This is a genomic window from Martelella limonii (assembly GCF_013344475.1).
In the GTDB taxonomy this organism is placed as follows: Bacteria; Pseudomonadota; Alphaproteobacteria; order Rhizobiales; family Rhizobiaceae; genus Martelella; species Martelella limonii.
Genome location: NZ_JABUOU010000004.1, coordinates 47,746 through 64,424 on the forward strand (window position 1 = coordinate 47,746; position 16,679 = coordinate 64,424).

Consider the following 16,679-nt stretch of genomic DNA (forward strand, 5'->3'; position numbering starts at 1 on the left):
CCGGCCTGCCAACCGGGAACGGTGAACCGATTTAATGAAGGCTGAAAAAACGCCGCAGGGCGACAATCCTGCTGAAGCGGTGGTCGTTGAGGATTTGCACAAATCCTTTGGCGACTTCGAGGTTCTGAAGGGCGTCTCTCTTGCAGCGCACCAGGGCAATGTGGTCGCCATTATCGGCGGATCAGGCTCTGGAAAATCAACGCTGCTGCGCTGCATCAACATGCTCGAGTGGCCGACGCGCGGCAAGGTCAGCGTGCATGGCGAAGAGATCGCACTGAAATCCGATGGCCAAGGCGGGCTGATGCCGGCCGACCGCAAGCAGATCCAGCGCATCCGCACCCGCCTCGCCATGGTCTTCCAGAATTTCAACCTCTGGCAGCATATGACGCTTATGCAGAACGTCATCGAGGTCCCCGTCCATGTCTTGGGCGTGAAACGCGACGAGGCGATCACGGAAGCCGAAACGCTTTTGAAGCGTGTCGGCCTCTACGAAAAACGCGAATCCTACCCGGCCTTTCTCTCCGGCGGCCAGCAGCAGCGCGCTGCCATTGCCCGCGCATTGGCCATGAAACCTGAAGCCATGCTGTTCGATGAGCCGACCTCCGCGCTCGATCCTGAGCTTGTCGGCGAGGTGCTGACCGTGATTCGCGACCTTGCGGAAGAAGGGCGCACCATGCTGCTCGTGACCCACGAGATGAATTTTGCCCGCGAAGTGGCAAGCGAAATCGTGTTTCTGCATGATGGCAAGGTCGAGGAACAGGGCGACCCGAAGACCGTCTTCGACAATCCGAATTCCGAACGGCTGAAAAAATTCATCAGCACCGTTCAGTAGTCGCGGCGATTTTCTCCGCCATATAGGTAAGACTTCAACAGAGGGATAAATCCATGAAAAAGTTCAAATCCGCACTCGGTGGTGCAGCCGCCATTGCTACTCTGATGGCAGCGGGCGCTGCTTCCGCCGAGACCGTCAAGGTCGGCGTTGCGGCAGAACCCTATCCGCCGTTTACCGTTCCGGACGCATCCGGCAACTGGAGCGGCTGGGAAATCGATTTCATGAATGCGGTCTGCGACCAGGCAAAGCTCGACTGTGTCATTACCCCGATCTCCTGGGACGGCATTATTCCGGCGCTCACCGCCGGCAAGATCGATGCGATCATGTCGTCGATGTCGATCACGCCCGATCGCGAAAAGGAAATCGCGTTCACCAACAAATACTACAGCACCCCCGGCGCAATCGTCGCCGCCAAGGGCTCTGACATCAAGCCGACGGCGGAATCCCTTTCGGGCAAGATCCTCGGCGTACAGGTTTCCACGACCAACCAGGACTATGCCGCAAAGCATTTCCCCGACGCCAAGCTGAAGACCTACCAGACCCAGGACGAGGTCAATCAGGACCTCTATGCCGGCCGTATCGATGCCGAGATTGCTGACGTCGTGACGCTGCAGCCCTTCCTCGAAAGCGATGATGGCAAGGCCTGCTGCGAAATGGTCGGCAATGTGGCGGAAGACGTCGACATCTACGGCCCGGGCATCGGCATCGGCCTGCGCAAGGACGACACCCAGCTCAAGGACACGTTCAACGCAGCCATCGTCGCCGTGCGCGAAAACGGCACGTATGAAGAGATCACGAAGAAGTATTTCGACTTCGACATCTACGGCGATTGATCCGGACGGAAGCAGCGCCCGCAAAGGCGCTGCTTTCGTTTACTGAGACCCCTTCCCCCTCTCTATCGTCATCCACGGGCTTTGCCCGAGCATGGCACCAGGCAGGGAGGTAGAATGGGTAGAGAAGACCGCAGCCCCTCTATCGGGTTTACGGGATCAGCCCACGGTCTTCTATTTCCCCGCAGGCGGGGCGCGACCGAAGGTTCAGGCGCCGGTTGTTTGATCAACGGGCCAAAACAGGAAAGACGCATGGACTGGGAATTGCTGGCCTTGTCGCCGCCGGGTTGGGGCGGCGTGCTACTGAGGGGGCTTGCCACCTCGCTTCAGGTTGCCGCAGGCGGATTTGCGGTTGGCCAGCTCATCGGCATTTTCGGAGCCTCCGGCAAGCTCTATGGCGGACCGGTGATCCGAGACCTTCTGGAAATCTACACCACCGTTGTCAGGGCCATCCCCGAACTGGTGCTGATCGTGCTGCTCTATTATGCCGGCACGGCTGGCCTCAACAATCTGATGAGCGCGCTCGGCTTCGGCTCTGTCGACATTTCCGGCATGCTTGCCGGCATCCTCGTCATCGGCCTGGTGCAGGGCGCCTATTCGACCGAAGTGCTGCGCGGCGCGATCCTTTCCATTCCCGGCGGCCAGATCGAGGCTGCACGGGCCTATGGCATGCCGCCGGCCATGGTGATGCGCCGGATTACGCTGCCCGCCATGCTGCCGCATGCGATCCCCGGCCTTGCCAATCTCTGGCTTGTCACCACCAAGGATACCGCCCTGCTTGCCGTCGTCGGCTTTACCGAGCTGACGCTCGCGACCCGGCAGGCCGCCGGCGTGACCCATGAGTATTTCCTGTTCTTTTCAGCCGCCGGCGTGCTCTACCTCTCTGTCACCCTGGTCTCAAACGTGTTCCTCCATTATGTCGAACGCCACTACAGCCGCGGCATGGCGAGGGCGCGCAGATGAGCGAACACAATGTCTCCGGCGATATCGCAGAGCTTGAAAGGCCCTCAACCTTTCCGAAGCTTTCGGCGATGATGCGCCCGCACCGTTTGATCATTGTGGCAGTGGCGATCGGGCTTTTGGTCCTCATGGCTGTCGAGATGCGATGGGACTGGCTGCCGAACTATGCCGGCATGCTGTTTGCCGGCCTCTGGGTCACGGTAGCGCTGCTGATCGCTTCCACCGTGCTGGGCCTGTTGATGGCCATCCCGCTCGGTCTTGCCCAGGCGGCGGGGCCTGTGTTTCTCGCCTGGCCTGCGAAAATCTTCTGCACCATCATTCGCGGCACGCCGCTGCTGTTGCAGCTCTGGCTGCTCTATTACGGTCTCGGTTCGCTGTTTCCAGGCATCCCCGGCATTCGCGAGACTTTCATCTGGCCCTATCTGCGGGAGGCCTGGCCCTATGGGCTAGTGGCGCTGACGCTGTCCTATGCCGGCTATGAGGGGGAAGTGATGCGCGGAGCCTTCGCCGGCGTGCCGCGCGGCGAACTTGAAGCCGCGCGCGCCTACGGCATGGGCCGGTTCACGACGCTCAGGCGCATCTGGCTGCCGCGCGCGATCCACCGGGCCCTGCCCACGCTTGCGGGCGAAACCGTGGTGCAGCTCAAATCCACGCCGCTTGTCGCCACCATCACCGTGATCGACCTTTACGCCGTGGTCGGCGATATCCGCCAGTCGACCTATCTCACCTACGAACCGCTGCTGTTCCTCGCCCTGATCTATCTCTGCCTCACCGGCGTTCTGGTCGGTATTTTCCGCCACTACGAGAAGAAGATACCCACGCGGGGCCGGTGAGCGAGCCGCACGGATCCAGCCGCGCGGCCCGGCATGATCAGAGCCCCGCCGATTTCGCGACGGCGCTGATGATCTTGTCGTGGGTATCGGCCCGGTCGACGCCTTCCGGATCGGTACAGATCGGATCGTCCTGCTCTTCCTCGAGGATCGCCGCCCCCTCCGGCTTGCAAAGTCCCAGAAAGGTGATGTGGTAGGAGGGCGCGATCTTGAGATATGCGCTATTCGGCAATCGGTTGGCGATATTGCTGCCATTTTCGGACACATCCCCGGCAGTCAGCCGATGCTCATCGCCGAGATTGATCAACGTCACCGGAACCGGCATCGCCTCAATGCTCGACGCCGTCGCCACATAGGTGAAGGCGGGATCGATGGCGATGACACGGCCAATCCGGGAATCGCGCGGCGCCCCTTCAAAGCCCCTGGGCAGCTGATCGAAATCGACATTGCCCTTGGCCAGAAACGCGCAATCGGTCGATGCCGGGTTGTCATGGCAGTAGCGGCCGTAAGCATCACGGTCGAACGCAAGGCCGCCGAGATTGAGCACGGTCGCGCCGCCAAGCGAAAAGCCGAGCGCGGTGATCTGCGACCGGTCCACATGCGGGCCAAGCACCGGATCGTCAAGCAAGGCATCAAGCGCGGCTGAGATATCGCCGGCACGGCGGTCGGTAAACAGCGAGGCCCGCGGCGAGGAATCGCCAGACGTGCTTCCGGGATGGTTGACCGCGAGCACCAGCGCGCCTTTGGCGACAAGCGCTGAGAAAAGCCATGCACTGTTGTCCATGTTGCCGCCGGAACCGTGGGAGAACACGAACAGCGGATATTGTCCTTCGGCGATCCGCGCCCCCATCATCACGCGCGTATCGTAAAACACCGGCCCACCGCCGACATGTCCGGCATAGCTGCGTACACCGGCTGGATACCAGAGTGCCGCGGCAACCGGCGCTGCCCGGTGCTCCGCAGACACCGTCAGCCGTTCGTAGCCGGGAAGATCCTCTGCTGCAAAGGCATGGGCGGCGGCGCTTGAGGAAATCAGGAGGGCAAGAAGAATATGGTTCATGAGCGTGATCCTTTCGGGTTGAGACACACTCCTTCTGCGATTTTCAGGTCCACGCGCGTCCTCAATCCGGTTTCAGGTCGCCCGCAACCGGTTTATGGACTATCAGCCCGGCAGATGAAGGAGACGAGATGCTGGTTTTACCGATCCCGATGGTCACCGCTCTGGTGCTCGGCTTTCTGATCCTGCGGGTGCTGACCGTCGAGAAGCGCCCACCGGTGGTGATCGTGTTTCTGACGGCCTGCGCGGGGCAGAGCCTGATCGTCGCGGCGCTGCAATATTACGGGATTTCGGCGCTCCGGCCGGTCCAGCCGGCAACCGCCACGCTGATACCGGTCCTGGCGTGGCTCACCTTCCAGACCGCGTTCCTGCGGCCGGTGAAACCGCGCGACGGCCTCCATCTTCTGGTGCCGGCCTTCACCGTGTTCTGCATCCTTTTCGCGCCAGCCACGATAGACATCATCCTGCCGGTCATCTTCCTGATCTACGGCGGAGCGATCCTCGCCGTGCTGAAATCGGGCGGCGATGCGCTGCCGCTGGCGCGGCTGGAGGCGGGCCGCCAGCCGCTTTGGCTCTGGACCGGCATTGCCGTCAGCCTGCTTCTGTCTGCTTTGAGCGACAGCCTGATCGCGGTCGCCTTCCTTTCCGATAACCCGGGATGGGCAAAGCTGATCATCTCCATCTTCACCTCCTGCGCCCTGCTCTCGGTCGGCCTCCTCAGCGTTTCGCCGAACGCCTTCGGCGAGATCGAGCCGGAGGACCCGCCGCGCCCCTCCCCGCCTCCCGTTCCGGATGAGGGCGATCACGCGATCGTCGAGCGGCTCGATCGCCTGCTTGCAGAGGAAACCCTCTATCTCGAGCCGTCGCTCACCCTCGCGCGCCTTGCCCGGCGGCTGCAGATGCCGGCCAAGCAGCTCTCCGCCGCGCTCAACCGGGCAACCGGGGAGAACATCTCCCGCCACATCAACCGCTTCCGCATCGACCATGCCTGCGAAAGGCTCAGCGCCGGCGACAATGTCACCACCGCGATGCTGGAAAGCGGCTTCAACACCAAGTCGAACTTCAATCGGGAATTTCAGCGCGTGACCGGAAAGAGCCCCTCGGCCTGGGCGAAATCGGCGCTTGCGGACAAACGCTAGCGGCGCGCTGCAAACAGATCCGCCTGCGACGGCTCGGGAAGCGCGTCTTCAAGCGTCAGCAAAAATTTCTTGGTCGGCAGGCCGCCGCCAAAGCCGGTCAGCGCGCCGTTGGCGCCGATGACCCGGTGGCAGGGCAGAAGGATCGGCAGCGGGTTGTTGCCATTCGCCGTACCCACCGCGCGGCTCGCATTCGGATCACCGAGCGCTTTCGCGATCGTTCCATAGGTCGTGGTCACGCCATAGGGAATGGTGGCGAGATACTCCCAGACCCGGTTCTGAAAGCCGCTGCCGGAGAGATGATATGCGAGATCGAACTGTTTCAACTCGCCCGCGAAATAGGCATCGAGCTGCCGCCGCGCCTCCGAAAACGGCGCATCATGGCGCCGCCAGTCCGGTCGCGGGCCAAACGCCTTGTGGCCGGTCGGAAACGAGATGAAATGCAGCCGGTTGCCATCGCCCGCGACCAGCAGGTCGCCGACCGGGCTTTCGACAATGGTGTAGAACAGCCCGCTCATCGCGCGGGCCTGCGGATCGAGGAGGGCGGCCTGCCGTAAAGACTAGAAAACGCGGCATTGAAGCGCCGGATGCTGCCGAATCCGGCCTGAAGCGCCACCGTGCCGATCGGCAGCGCCGTCTCGTCGAGCAGCCGCTTCGCCCGGCCGATCCGCATCGTCTGCGCCGTCTGCAGCGGCGAGGCCCCGACATGGACGGCAAACAGCCTCGAGAGATGGCGCACGCCGACGCCGAGCCGTTCGGCAAGCGCATCGACCGAGCCATGATCGAGCGCACCGTCCGCGATCAGCTTCAGCGCCCGGTCGACCGTGGTGCGCGTGCCGTTCCAGGCCGGCGAAAACGGCGCGGTCTCGGGCCGGCAGCGCAGGCATGGCCGGTAGCCCGCCCGCTCGCAGGCGGCCGCCGTCGGATAGTAGCTGACATTCTTGGTCAGCGGCTGTTTCACCGGGCAGACCGGCCGGCAATAGATCTTCGTCGTCCGGACCGCGGTAAAGAACCTGCCGTCAAACGCTGGATCCCGCCTCTGCCGCGCCGCTTCACATGTGTCGAAATCAAACATGGGCGAAGTCTAGCAGCGGCGGTTTTGTCAGGCGAGCGCGATGTGATGATGAGGTCCGAAAACGGCCGGAGACGAAGGAGCGTCTTTGCTTTGAATCCACGCCCGGCGCGGGCTTCAATGCTTTAAAAGCCGCATCTCCGAAAGAAGAATTCGATCTTGCTCCGCGTTCGGCGACGGTATAAAGGAAGCCTATCGCGAAAAGGGTCCGTCCTCCGCCTATAGGCGGCGACTGATGGACATGCACACGCCGCCCGGACCCTTCGTCCCGGCCGGCCAGCGTTTCCCTTGAACCAGCGCCTGATCCTTCAGGCCCGAACGCAAGCACGCCACATCCGTGTCTGCGGCACAGGAACGCGTCCATGAACAGACCCCTCATCATCATCTATGCCGCCATCGCGCTCGATGCCCTCGGCATCGGCCTCATCTTTCCGATCCTGCCTTCGCTTCTGAAGGAGGTCACCCACTCGGCCGATGTGGCGCCCTATATCGGCGCGCTCACGGCGCTTTATGCCGCCGTTCAGTTCGTCTTCGCGCCGGTGCTCGGCGCGCTGTCGGACCGGCTCGGCCGGCGGCCCGTGCTGCTGATTTCGCTCGGCGGCGGCGCCATCAACTATCTGCTCCTCGCCTTTGCGCCGTCGCTCTGGCTGCTGTTTCTCGGCCGCGCCATTGCCGGCCTCACCAGCGCCAACACGGCCGTTGCCGCGGCCTTCATCACCGACATCTCCGCGCCGGAAACCCGCGCGCGCCGCTTCGGCCTGATGAGCGCGATGTTCGGCATCGGCTTTATCGCCGGCCCCGTTACCGGTGGCTTTCTCGGCGATCACTGGCTGCGGCTGCCCTTCATCGCGGCGGCGGCGCTGAACGGCTGCAATTTCCTGCTCGCCCTTTTTGTTCTGCCCGAAACCCGCAAGGCGAGCGCTGGCGGGTTCGATCCGGCATCGCTCAATCCGCTGCGCCCGCTCCGCTGGGCCTTTTCGATGACCGGCATGCTGCCCGTGATCCTGATCTTCTTCCTGTTCAGCTTCACCGGCGAAGCCTACGGGGTGAGCTGGGCGCTCTGGGGCCATGACGTATTCGGCTGGAACGGTTTCTGGATCGGGCTGTCGCTCGGCGCGTTCGGCATCTGCCAGACACTGACGCAGATTTTCCTGCCCGGCCCCGCCGCAAGGATCCTCGGCGAACGCGGCGCCATCCTCACCGGCATCGCAGGCGCCTCCATCGCGCTCACCGCCATGGCCTTCACCCATCAGGGCTGGATGGTCTTCGCCGTCATGCCAGTCTTCACGCTTGCCGGCATCGGCGTGCCCGCGCTGCAATCGCTCGCGACGCGGCTGGTCGACGACACGCGGCAAGGGCAGTTCCAGGGCGTGCTGCAGGCGATCATCAGCCTCTCCTCGATCATCGCGCCGCTGGCCTTCTCGGCGATCTACTTCGCCTTCCAGGCGCAGTGGCCGGGCGCGGTCTGGCTTTCGGTGGTCGCCATTTATGCGCTGGCCGTGCCATTCGTGCTCATGCTGAAAACAACGCAGCCAGCCAGCTGATTCCTCGATGCATATCGGCGGATGGTCTCCCCTTCGATTTTGTTCCCTTTTCATTCTCATCCGATCCGCTATATCATCCCGCCATGCAGGATGAATTTTCAACCATGTTTCCGCTCCGGCGCGGCCGGGTGCATGATGCGACCGGGCCCGGTGCCACGGTGTTTGCCGCAGCGCTTTCCGGCGTGACCGGCGGCACTGTGCTGTGGATCAGACAGGCCTGGTTTGCCGAGGAGATCAACCCGGTGGCGCTTTCGGCGTTTTTCGATCCGCGCGACATCATCCTCGCGCGCACCGCCGACCAGACGGAGACGCTCGCCGCTGCTGAAGAGGGGCTGCGCTCGGGCGCCGTCGGCCTCGTCGTCATGGAGATGGACAAGCCGGTGGAACTCACCCCCGGACGACGGCTGCAGCTTGCCGCCGAGACCGGCCGCAGCATCGGACTTTCGCTGCATCCGGAGGGCGCCGGCAATCAGGCGGCGACCACGCGCTGGCTCTGCAGGCCGGTCTTCTCCGCTTCCGACTCGACTCTTCAAAACTGGTCCATTATAAAGAACAAAACAGGAACAACTAACAGCTGGGCAGTGCGGTGGGATGAAACGGCGCGTCGTATCCATGTGGTTTGCGAGACTCCCGAGCGAGCGGCTATTGAGGGCCCGACCGGTTGAGGGTCCGTTCGCCGTCACGCTGAGCGAGGGCAATCACGACCGGCTTTACGCGCTCAACCTCGAGGCCGAGGGCCAAGGGCTGGAACGCGGCATGGGGCTTGCCGATGCCCGCGCCTATGTGCCGGATCTGATCACCCGTCCCGCAGATATAGACGCCGATCGGCGTTTCCTGACGATGCTCGCCCGCTGGGCAACGCGCTATACGCCCCATGCAGGCCTCGACGGCGAGGACGGGCTGGTGCTCGACATCACCGGCGCCGCCCATCTCTTCGACGGCGAGACGGCGATGCTCGAGGACATGAAGGAGCGGCTTGCCCGCGCCCGGCTTTCCGTCAAGATCGGGATCGCCGACACCCGGGGAGCGGCCTGGGCGCTGTCGCATTTTGCCCCCGGCATTGCGCCCCCGGGCAAGACCGGCGCCGCCCTCGGGCCGCTTCCGGTCGCCGCGCTCCGCATCGACGAGAAGACCGCGACCGCGCTGAAACGCCTCGGCCTCAACACCATTGCCGACATGGCGGCCCTGCCGCGTGCCACGCTCGCCCGCCGCTTCGACATGGCGCTGATTGCGCGGCTCGACCAGGCGACCGGCGAACGCGGCGAGGCCGTGTCGCCGCTTTCCGAGCCGCCGCATTACGGCGTCAGGATGACCTTTCCCGAGCCGATCGGCCTTGTCGACGATGTCATGGCCGCCCTCTCCCGCCTTCTCGACACGCTCTGCCAGCGGCTGAAGGCGCGGGAAGCCGGCGCGCGCGCCATCGCCCTTGCCGTCGAGCGGGTCGACCAGAGCGACCAGCGGGTAACGCTCCGCCTTGCCCGCCCGATGCGCGATGCACCCCGTATCCTCAAGCTGTTCGAGCGCCCTGTCGGCGAGATCGAGGCCGGTTTCGGCATCGAGCGGATCCGGCTCGAGGCGCTGGATGTAGAGGCGCTCCCCGCCGAGCAGATCGGCGAAGGCGGGCTGGTGGAGGGCGAGGCGCTGGACGATCTCGTCACCCGGCTCGGCGCCCGCATCGGCCTCGACAACATCGTCCGCTTCCAGCCGGTCGCAAGCCATATCCCGGAGCGCGGCTTCACCGAGATTCCCGGCGCCTGCGGGCGGGTGGAGGCCGAATGGCGGATGGACCAGCCCCGTCCCGTGCGCCTGTTCCCGCCGGAACCGGTAACCAGCGACGCCGCACGCCGTCCGCCCTCGCGCTTTTCCTGGCGGCGCATGCGGCTTGAAACGGCGTCAAGCCGTGGGCCGGAGCGGATCGCGCCGGAATGGTGGCGGCCGGACGAGGCCTGGCGTTCCGGGCTTCGCGATTACTGGCGGGTGGAAACCCGGCAGGGGCTCAGGCTGTGGATGTTCCACACACCGCAGGCCCCCGGCTGGTTCGTCCACGGCCTGTTCGCCTGAGGCCCGGCCATGGATTATGCCGAGTTGTGCGTCACCTCCAACTTCACCTTCCTCACCGGCGCCTCGCATCCGGAGGAGATTGTCGCGCGTGCGGCCGAACTCGGCCTTGCGGCGATTGCCATCACCGATCGCAACTCGCTGGCAGGCGTGGTGCGGGCCTTTCGCGAATTGAAAGAGATCAGGCGCAAGCTGGAGAAGAATGAAGAAACGCTCACGCTCACCTTCAAGCAGCATGTCGACCCGTGCTCCCGCCAGACGCTCGGCGAAGCGGTCACCATGCCCCTTCCCAGTCGAGCCCGCCTGCCGCGCCTCATCGTCGGCTGCCGGCTGGTGCTGGCCGACAGCCCCGTCGATTTCGTGGCGCTGCCGAAGGACAAGCCGGCCTACCAGAAACTCGTGCGGCTCTTAAGCCTCGGCAAGCGGCGCGCCGAGAAGGGCGAATGCACGCTTTATCTCGCCGACATGCTGGAATGGGCCGATGGCTCGATCCTGATCGCGCTGCCTGCGGACATGGCGGAGAACAGGGCGGAAGCGGTCGACCATGTCACCCAGGCGATCCGCCGCTTTCCCGGCCATGTGTTTACGGGTGCGCCCCCCCGCTATGACGGCTCGGATGCCGCATGGTTTGCGGCGCTGACTGCGCTTTCGCACAAGACCGGCGCGCCGATGGTTGCCGTCGGCGACGTGCTGATGCATCACGCCAGCCGCCGCCAGCTTGCCGATGTGCTGACCTGCATGCGCCACCACATCACCATCGACGCGATCGGCCATCTGGCGTTGCCGAATGCCGAGCGGCGGCTGAAGCCCGCCGCCGAAATGGCGCATATCTTCCGCGATCACCCCGCCGCCATCCGCCGCACGCTGGAAATCGCAGACCGCCTGACCTTCGACCTCACCGAGCTTTCCTACAATTATCCGGCCGAAGTCGCCCATGGCGAGGCGCCGCAGGACCGCCTTGCCCGGCTCACCTGGGAGGGGCTGAAGCGGCGCAATCCCGAAGGCATTCCGGCGCGCAACCGGGAACTGGCAGAGAAGGAACTCGCGCTCGTCGGCGAGCTCGGCTACGCCGCCTATTTCCTCACCGTCCACGACATCATCGCCTTTGCGCGCGGCGAGGGCATTCTCTGCCAGGGCCGCGGCTCGGCGGCAAACTCGATCCTCTGTTACGCGCTCGGCATCACCGATGTCAGGCCCGACATGATCGGCATGGTGTTCGAGCGCTTCGTCTCCCGCCATCGTGGCGAGCCGCCGGATATCGACGTCGATTTCGAGCATGAGCGGCGCGAGGAGGTGATCCAGCATATCTACGATACCTATGGCCGCGCAAATGCCGGGCTCTGCGCCACCGTCATCCATTTCCGCTCGCGCGCGGCAATCCGCGAGGTCGGCAAGGTGATGGGGCTTTCGAACGATGTCACCGCTGCGCTTTCCGGCCAGATCTGGGGCATTTCCAGCCGGGGCGCGGAGCCCGAGCGGCTGAAGGAGGTCGGCCTCGACCTTACCGACCGCCGGCTGACCCAGACCGTGCGCATCATCGGCGAGATCATCGGCTTTCCGCGGCACCTGTCGCAGCATGTCGGCGGCTTCATCATCACCGAGGACCGGCTGGACGAACTCTGTCCGATCGAAAACGCGGCGATGGAAAACCGCACCGTGATCGAATGGGACAAGGACGATATCGATGCGCTCAACATACTCAAGGTCGATGTCCTGAGCCTCGGCATGCTGACCTGCCTCAAGAAATGCTTCGATCTCACCGCGCGCCATTATAATCGACCGCTCACCATCGCCGACGTGCCGCAGGAGGACGAGGCGACCTATGTCATGCTGCAGAAGGCCGATGCCATCGGCGTGTTCCAGGTGGAAAGCCGGGCACAGATGAACTTCCTGCCGCGGATGAAGCCGGAAACATTCTACGACCTCGTCATCGAGGTGGCGATCGTGCGCCCCGGGCCGATCCAGGGCGGCATGGTGCAGCCCTATATCCAGCGGCGGCAGAAGAAGGCAAAGGTGGAATACCCCTCGCCGGCGCTCGAGGATGTGCTGAAAAAGACGCTCGGCGTGCCGCTGTTTCAGGAACAGGCGATGCTGATCGCCGTGGTCGCCGCCGGCTTTTCGGCCGAGGACGCCGACCGGCTGCGCCGCTCGCTGGCAAGCTTTCGACAGATGGGCACGATCGGCGAATTCGAGGAGCAGTTCGTCAACGGCATGCTCAGGAATAACTATGAACTCGACTTCGCCAAGCGCTGCTTTGCCCAGATCAGGGGCTTTGCCGATTACGGCTTTCCCGAAAGCCATGCGGCGGCGTTTGCCATGCTCACCTATGTCTCGGCCTGGCTGAAATGCCATTATCCGGCAGCCTTTGCCTGCGCGCTTCTGAATTCGCAGCCGATGGGCTTTTATGCGCCGGCCCAGATCGTGCGCGATGCCCGCGAGCACCAGGTGGACGTGCGGCCGATCTCGGTCAATCACAGCGCCTGGGACTGCACGCTGGAAAAGCGCGCCGACGGCGCCTATGCGCTGCGCCTCGGCTTCCGCCAGATCAAGGGGCTGAAGAAGGAGGATGCCGTCTGGCTGGAGAACGCGCGCGGCAACGGCTACCATACGCCGGAAGACGTGTGGCTCAGGGCCGGCCTGATGCCGGCGGTTCTGGAGCGTCTCGCCGAGGCCGATGCCTTTGCCGATGCCGGCCTTTCGCGGCGCGATGCGCTGTGGCGGGTGAAGGCGATCCGCGCGCCAAAGCCGCTGCCGCTCTTCAACGACCCGATCGACGGCGAGCATATCAGCGAGCCGGATGTCATCCTGCCGGCGATGAACCTGGGAGAACAGGTGGTGGAGGATTACGTCGCGACCCGCATGAGCCTGCGCGCCCACCCGATGGAACTGCTGCGCCCGAAAATGCCGGGCCTGACGCTGCATTCGGCATTGGCGACGACGCCGCTGCGGCGCGTCAGCGTCGCAGGCCTCGTCATCACCCGCCAGCGCCCCGGCACCGCCTCGGGCGTGATCTTCCTGACGCTGGAGGACGAGACCGGGGTGTCCAACGTGGTCGTCTGGAACAAGGTCTATGAGCGTTTCCGCCGCACGGTCATGGGCGGGCGGCTCCTGAAGGTCACCGGCCCGTTGCAGCGCGAAGGCGTCGTCGTCCATGTGATCGCCGAAACCATCGAGGACTGCTCCTGGCGCCTCTCCGAACTCGGCCACCCGATGGACGACGCCATCGGCATCACCGATCCCAAGACCGACGACACCCCGCGCCGCCCCAAGCTCCAGCCCCGCGCCCACCACCCGCGCGAACAGGCGAAGAAGCTGTTTCCGAGCCGGGATTTTCATTGAATTCTTGTACGGTATCCCGCCATGAAAACAGGCCGACACAGACATGAGAGGACAGACGCTTGAAAACCCTTATCGCCTTCGCAGGCCTGCCCGGCACGGGCAAAAGCACCATCGCCAAGGCGCTTTCGGTCAGGACAGGCGCGGTCTATCTCCGTGTCGATGAGATCGAGACCATCATGCTGTCGCACGACCCTGAACGGGACATCGGATCGCAAGGCTATGAGATTCTCGCCGCACTCGCCGCCTCCAATCTCGCGCTCGGCCATGACGTGATCACCGATTGCGTGAACCCCTGGACGCTCACGAGAGGAATGTTCGCTGAAACTGCCGCACGCGCCAACGCACGTTTTCTCGGGGTCGAGATCATATGCTCCGATCCCGGTATCCATCGGCTTCGGGTCGAACACCGCGCAGTCGACATTCCCGGCTGCAAGAAGCCTTCATGGCAGGAGGTGACAAACCGCGACTATGCGGTCTGGTCCGATGCCGATATCCGCATCGACACCGCGAGCAAGAGCGTCGCAGACAGCGCTTCGGAAATAGCATCAAGGCTTTGAGCAGGGCTTTGCGCGCTACCGCTCCCTCGCCCCGCACATCCGGCCGGCAAAGCCGCCTCCCCTCAATACATCGACTTCCGATACCCCTCCTCAAGCCCGTCGTCGAGTTTCTTCATCTCTTCCGGGTCTTCCGGGGCGGCGTCGATCTGGTCGAGGATGATCTTGACGAGCGAGGGCATTTCGCTGCGGTCCTGAAGGCTCTCCGGATCCCACAGCTTTGAGCGGCGGAAGGCCTTCGCGCAGTGCAGGAAGACTTCCTCGATCTCAACGACGATCGCAGTCAGCGGCAGGCGATCCTTGACGGCGAGAAGGGCAAGCAGATCGGGATCGCGGGTGATCACCGCCCGGCCATTGATGCGCAGCGTATCATCGAAGCCCGGCACCATGAAGATCATACCGACGGCAGGATTGGCGAGAATGTTCGACTGGGTATCGAGCCGGTTGTTGCCCGGCCGGTCGGGGATCAGCAGCGTTCTGTCATCAAGCACCTTGACGAAGCCGCGCGGGTCGCCGCGCGGGCTGACATCGGCCTTGCCTTCTGCCGATTGCGTGCCGATGCACAGGAAAGGCGCGCGGGCAATGAAGTCGATCGCATGGCGGTCGAGCCGCGGAAGGGACTTCTTCGCCGCTATGTCATGCGTCGCCGGAAAAAGAGACCTGAGCTCCTGTTCATCGCCGACCAGAAACTCGGTTTTCAGTTCAAAGGCCATCCCGTCACCCTCCATTCCCGATATTATCGAAAGCAGGGATGACGGGAGAAGGCCGCTTTGACAAGCGGAATCCGCGAAGCTCAGGCGGCGGCAACCTTTTCCAGCGCTTCCAGCGCCTCGATGCAGGCGGCGGCCGATTCGCGGCCCTTGTTGTGGCTGTCATCGGCCGAGCGGGCGAAGGCCTGGGCGGCGGTGTAGGTGGTGAGAATGCCGAAGGTCACCGGCACCCCGGTCTCAAGCGAGACCTGCATCAGTCCGTGGGCGGTAGCCTCGGAGATATATTCGAAATGGGCCGTCTCGCCCTTGATCACCGCGCCGATGGTGACGACGCCGTCGAACTTGCCGGTCTCGGCAAGCTTGCGCGCGACCAGCGGTATTTCGAATGCGCCCGGCACATCGAAGATATCGGCCTCGGCAACGGGCGCACCGCGCTCTTCAAGTTCGGCCTTGGCGCCGTTCAGGAGACCGGTGGTGACCTTCTCGTTGAAACGGGAGATGACGATGGCAATGCGTTTGGACATGCATGTTTCCTTTTCTGGGGGCCGGCTCAAAGCGGCAGAAGATGACCGAATTTCTCGCGCTTGGTGGCGAGATAGGTTTCGTTGTGGGGATTTGCGGCGGCAATCAGCGGCAGGCGTTTCTCCACTGTCAGACCGCAGCGCATCAGCGCTTCCGGCTTGTCGGGATTGTTGGAGAGAAGCTGCAGACGCGAAACGCCGAGCGATTTCAGGATATGGGCGGCCGCGTAATATTCACGACCGTCGGCAGGAAGACCAAGCGCCAGATTGGCCGCGTGGGTATCAAGACCATCCTCCTGCAGCGCATAGGCGCGGATCTTGTTGGCAAGTCCGATGCCGCGTCCCTCCTGCCCGCGCAGATAGACGATGACGCCGCCCCTTTCACCGATCAGCGCCATGCTTTCGGCAAGTTGCTCGCCGCAATCGCAGCGCTTCGAGCCGAACACATCGCCGGTCAGGCACTCCGAATGCACCCGCACCAGCGGGTTGTCGGAAAGCGGGCCCTTGACCAGCGCCAGATGCTCGACGCCATCGATCCGGCTGCGGAAGGCATGTGCCTTGAACGCGCCTGCCTGTGTGGGAAGGCTGGCGGCACTGATCTCTTCCACCAGTATCTCGGTGCGCTGCCGATATTCGGCAAGCTCGGCAATGGTCAGATACGGCATGCCATGCTGCTTCGCGAAGGCCATAAGGTCGTCGCGCCGCGCCATTTCGCCGTCGTCGCGCATTACCTCGCAGATCACCGCCGCCGGGTTGAGCCCTGCAAGGCGGGCGAGATCGACAGCCCCTTCCGTATGACCGTCGCGCACAAGAACGCCGCCATCCGCCGCACGCAGCGGAAACATGTGACCGGGCGATACGATATCGTCAGGCTTTGCAAGGGGATGCGCTGCGACCTGGACAGTATGTGCCCTTTCCGCCGCGGAAATGCCCGTTGTAATGCCGCTTGCGGCCTCGATCGAGGCGGTAAACGCCGTGGTATGCTGGGAGCGGTTCCGGTGGACCATCGGCGCCAGGCCGAGCCGGTCGACCTGCGCGCCGGTCAGCGTCAGGCAGATCAGGCCTCGGGCATGCTTCGCCATGAAATTGATGGCAGAAGCCGTGGCGAATTCGGCGGCGATCACGACATCGACCTCGTTCTCGCGCGATTCGTCATCGACCAGGAGCACCATTTCGCCATTGGCCATGGCATCAAGCGCACGCTCGACCACCTCAGTTGAAAATTTTCGGTCCATT

Annotated in this window: 16 protein-coding genes; 10 read left to right on the plus strand and 6 right to left on the minus strand. The window is 63.8% G+C overall.

Going from position 1 to position 16,679, the window contains the following annotated elements:
• Positions 1 to 34 precede the first annotated feature (34 nt).
• From HPQ62_RS10170 to HPQ62_RS10185, 4 genes are all read left to right on the plus strand, one after another.
• Positions 35 to 832, plus strand: coding sequence for an ABC transporter ATP-binding protein (locus HPQ62_RS10170; protein WP_174802442.1), 798 nt, complete (start codon positions 35 to 37; stop codon positions 830 to 832).
• 53 nt (positions 833 to 885) lie between these two features.
• On the plus strand, positions 886 to 1,665 hold the full coding sequence (locus HPQ62_RS10175; RefSeq protein WP_174802443.1) for a transporter substrate-binding domain-containing protein: 780 nt from the start codon (positions 886 to 888) through the stop codon (positions 1,663 to 1,665).
• A gap of 249 nt (positions 1,666 to 1,914) precedes the next feature.
• Positions 1,915 to 2,625, plus strand: coding sequence for an ABC transporter permease (locus tag HPQ62_RS10180; RefSeq protein ID WP_174802444.1), 711 nt, complete (start codon positions 1,915 to 1,917; stop codon positions 2,623 to 2,625).
• Complete coding sequence (locus HPQ62_RS10185) at positions 2,622 to 3,455, plus strand: ABC transporter permease (protein WP_174802445.1); 834 nt, start codon at positions 2,622 to 2,624, stop codon at positions 3,453 to 3,455. Before HPQ62_RS10180 ends, HPQ62_RS10185 begins: the two co-directional genes overlap by 4 nt.
• A gap of 37 nt (positions 3,456 to 3,492) precedes the next feature.
• On the opposite strand, the gene HPQ62_RS10190 is transcribed toward HPQ62_RS10185, so the two are convergent.
• Positions 3,493 to 4,512 (minus strand): alpha/beta hydrolase family protein, encoded by a 1,020-nt coding sequence (locus HPQ62_RS10190; RefSeq protein ID WP_174802446.1) that lies wholly within the window; start codon positions 4,510 to 4,512, stop codon positions 3,493 to 3,495.
• A gap of 128 nt (positions 4,513 to 4,640) precedes the next feature.
• Here HPQ62_RS10190 and HPQ62_RS10195 point away from each other — a divergent pair, with 128 nt between their 5' ends.
• Positions 4,641 to 5,648: a helix-turn-helix domain-containing protein gene (locus HPQ62_RS10195; RefSeq protein ID WP_174802447.1), complete on the plus strand. Its 1,008-nt coding sequence runs from the start codon at positions 4,641 to 4,643 to the stop codon at positions 5,646 to 5,648.
• Here HPQ62_RS10195 and HPQ62_RS10200 read toward each other — a convergent pair.
• Complete coding sequence (locus HPQ62_RS10200) at positions 5,645 to 6,163, minus strand: methylated-DNA--[protein]-cysteine S-methyltransferase (RefSeq protein WP_174802448.1); 519 nt, start codon at positions 6,161 to 6,163, stop codon at positions 5,645 to 5,647. The genes HPQ62_RS10195 and HPQ62_RS10200 overlap by 4 nt on opposite strands.
• Positions 6,160 to 6,720: a bifunctional transcriptional activator/DNA repair enzyme AdaA gene (locus HPQ62_RS10205; RefSeq protein WP_174802449.1), complete on the minus strand. Its 561-nt coding sequence runs from the start codon at positions 6,718 to 6,720 to the stop codon at positions 6,160 to 6,162. Before HPQ62_RS10205 ends, HPQ62_RS10200 begins: the two co-directional genes overlap by 4 nt.
• Before the next feature lie 359 nt (positions 6,721 to 7,079).
• Between HPQ62_RS10205 and HPQ62_RS10210 the strand changes: the two genes are divergently transcribed.
• The 5 genes from HPQ62_RS10210 to HPQ62_RS10230 all read left to right on the plus strand — a co-directional run bounded on the left by HPQ62_RS10210 (position 7,080) and on the right by HPQ62_RS10230 (position 14,215).
• Positions 7,080 to 8,261, plus strand: a complete 1,182-nt coding sequence (locus HPQ62_RS10210; RefSeq protein WP_174802450.1) for a TCR/Tet family MFS transporter — start codon at positions 7,080 to 7,082, stop codon at positions 8,259 to 8,261.
• 104 nt (positions 8,262 to 8,365) lie between these two features.
• On the plus strand, positions 8,366 to 8,926 hold the full coding sequence (locus tag HPQ62_RS10215) for an ImuA family protein (protein ID WP_244629637.1): 561 nt from the start codon (positions 8,366 to 8,368) through the stop codon (positions 8,924 to 8,926).
• Positions 8,907 to 10,322: a Y-family DNA polymerase gene (locus tag HPQ62_RS10220; protein WP_244629638.1), complete on the plus strand. Its 1,416-nt coding sequence runs from the start codon at positions 8,907 to 8,909 to the stop codon at positions 10,320 to 10,322. Before HPQ62_RS10215 ends, HPQ62_RS10220 begins: the two co-directional genes overlap by 20 nt.
• A gap of 9 nt (positions 10,323 to 10,331) precedes the next feature.
• Complete coding sequence (locus HPQ62_RS10225; protein WP_174802453.1) at positions 10,332 to 13,658, plus strand: error-prone DNA polymerase; 3,327 nt, start codon at positions 10,332 to 10,334, stop codon at positions 13,656 to 13,658.
• Between the two features lie 59 nt (positions 13,659 to 13,717).
• A complete protein-coding gene (locus tag HPQ62_RS10230; RefSeq protein ID WP_174802454.1) occupies positions 13,718 to 14,215 on the plus strand; it encodes a P-loop nucleotide/nucleoside kinase family protein in 498 nt (165 codons plus the stop codon).
• A gap of 62 nt (positions 14,216 to 14,277) precedes the next feature.
• Here the strand turns inward: HPQ62_RS10230 and HPQ62_RS10235 are convergent, their stop codons facing one another.
• The 3 genes from HPQ62_RS10235 to ribB form a co-directional block, all read right to left on the minus strand.
• The gene (locus HPQ62_RS10235; protein WP_174802455.1) at positions 14,278 to 14,925 is read right to left on the minus strand and encodes a pyridoxamine 5'-phosphate oxidase family protein; all 648 of its coding nucleotides are present in this window, start codon (positions 14,923 to 14,925) and stop codon (positions 14,278 to 14,280) included.
• Between the two features lie 80 nt (positions 14,926 to 15,005).
• Positions 15,006 to 15,446, minus strand: coding sequence for a 6,7-dimethyl-8-ribityllumazine synthase (gene ribH / locus HPQ62_RS10240; RefSeq protein ID WP_174802456.1), 441 nt, complete (start codon positions 15,444 to 15,446; stop codon positions 15,006 to 15,008).
• A 26-nt stretch (positions 15,447 to 15,472) separates the two neighbouring features.
• Positions 15,473 to 16,678, minus strand: coding sequence for a 3,4-dihydroxy-2-butanone-4-phosphate synthase (gene ribB, locus HPQ62_RS10245; RefSeq protein WP_244629639.1), 1,206 nt, complete (start codon positions 16,676 to 16,678; stop codon positions 15,473 to 15,475).
• Between the last annotated feature and the right edge of the window lies 1 nt (position 16,679).

Coding starts and splice junctions, on each gene's coding strand:
- HPQ62_RS10190 (WP_174802446.1), bottom strand. CDS start 4,512: ATGAACCATATTCTTCTTGCCCTCCTGATTTCCTCAAGCGCCGCCGCC.
- ribH (WP_174802456.1), bottom strand. CDS start 15,446: ATGTCCAAACGCATTGCCATCGTCATCTCCCGTTTCAACGAGAAGGTC.
- HPQ62_RS10225 (WP_174802453.1), top strand. CDS start 10,332: ATGGATTATGCCGAGTTGTGCGTCACCTCCAACTTCACCTTCCTCACC.
- HPQ62_RS10210 (WP_174802450.1), top strand. CDS start 7,080: ATGAACAGACCCCTCATCATCATCTATGCCGCCATCGCGCTCGATGCC.
- HPQ62_RS10205 (WP_174802449.1), bottom strand. CDS start 6,720: ATGTTTGATTTCGACACATGTGAAGCGGCGCGGCAGAGGCGGGATCCA.
- HPQ62_RS10215 (WP_244629637.1), top strand. CDS start 8,366: ATGTTTCCGCTCCGGCGCGGCCGGGTGCATGATGCGACCGGGCCCGGT.
- HPQ62_RS10170 (WP_174802442.1), top strand. CDS start 35: ATGAAGGCTGAAAAAACGCCGCAGGGCGACAATCCTGCTGAAGCGGTG.
- HPQ62_RS10235 (WP_174802455.1), bottom strand. CDS start 14,925: ATGGCCTTTGAACTGAAAACCGAGTTTCTGGTCGGCGATGAACAGGAG.
- ribB (WP_244629639.1), bottom strand. CDS start 16,678: ATGGACCGAAAATTTTCAACTGAGGTGGTCGAGCGTGCGCTTGATGCC.
- HPQ62_RS10175 (WP_174802443.1), top strand. CDS start 886: ATGAAAAAGTTCAAATCCGCACTCGGTGGTGCAGCCGCCATTGCTACT.
- HPQ62_RS10180 (WP_174802444.1), top strand. CDS start 1,915: ATGGACTGGGAATTGCTGGCCTTGTCGCCGCCGGGTTGGGGCGGCGTG.
- HPQ62_RS10185 (WP_174802445.1), top strand. CDS start 2,622: ATGAGCGAACACAATGTCTCCGGCGATATCGCAGAGCTTGAAAGGCCC.
- HPQ62_RS10195 (WP_174802447.1), top strand. CDS start 4,641: ATGCTGGTTTTACCGATCCCGATGGTCACCGCTCTGGTGCTCGGCTTT.
- HPQ62_RS10200 (WP_174802448.1), bottom strand. CDS start 6,163: ATGAGCGGGCTGTTCTACACCATTGTCGAAAGCCCGGTCGGCGACCTG.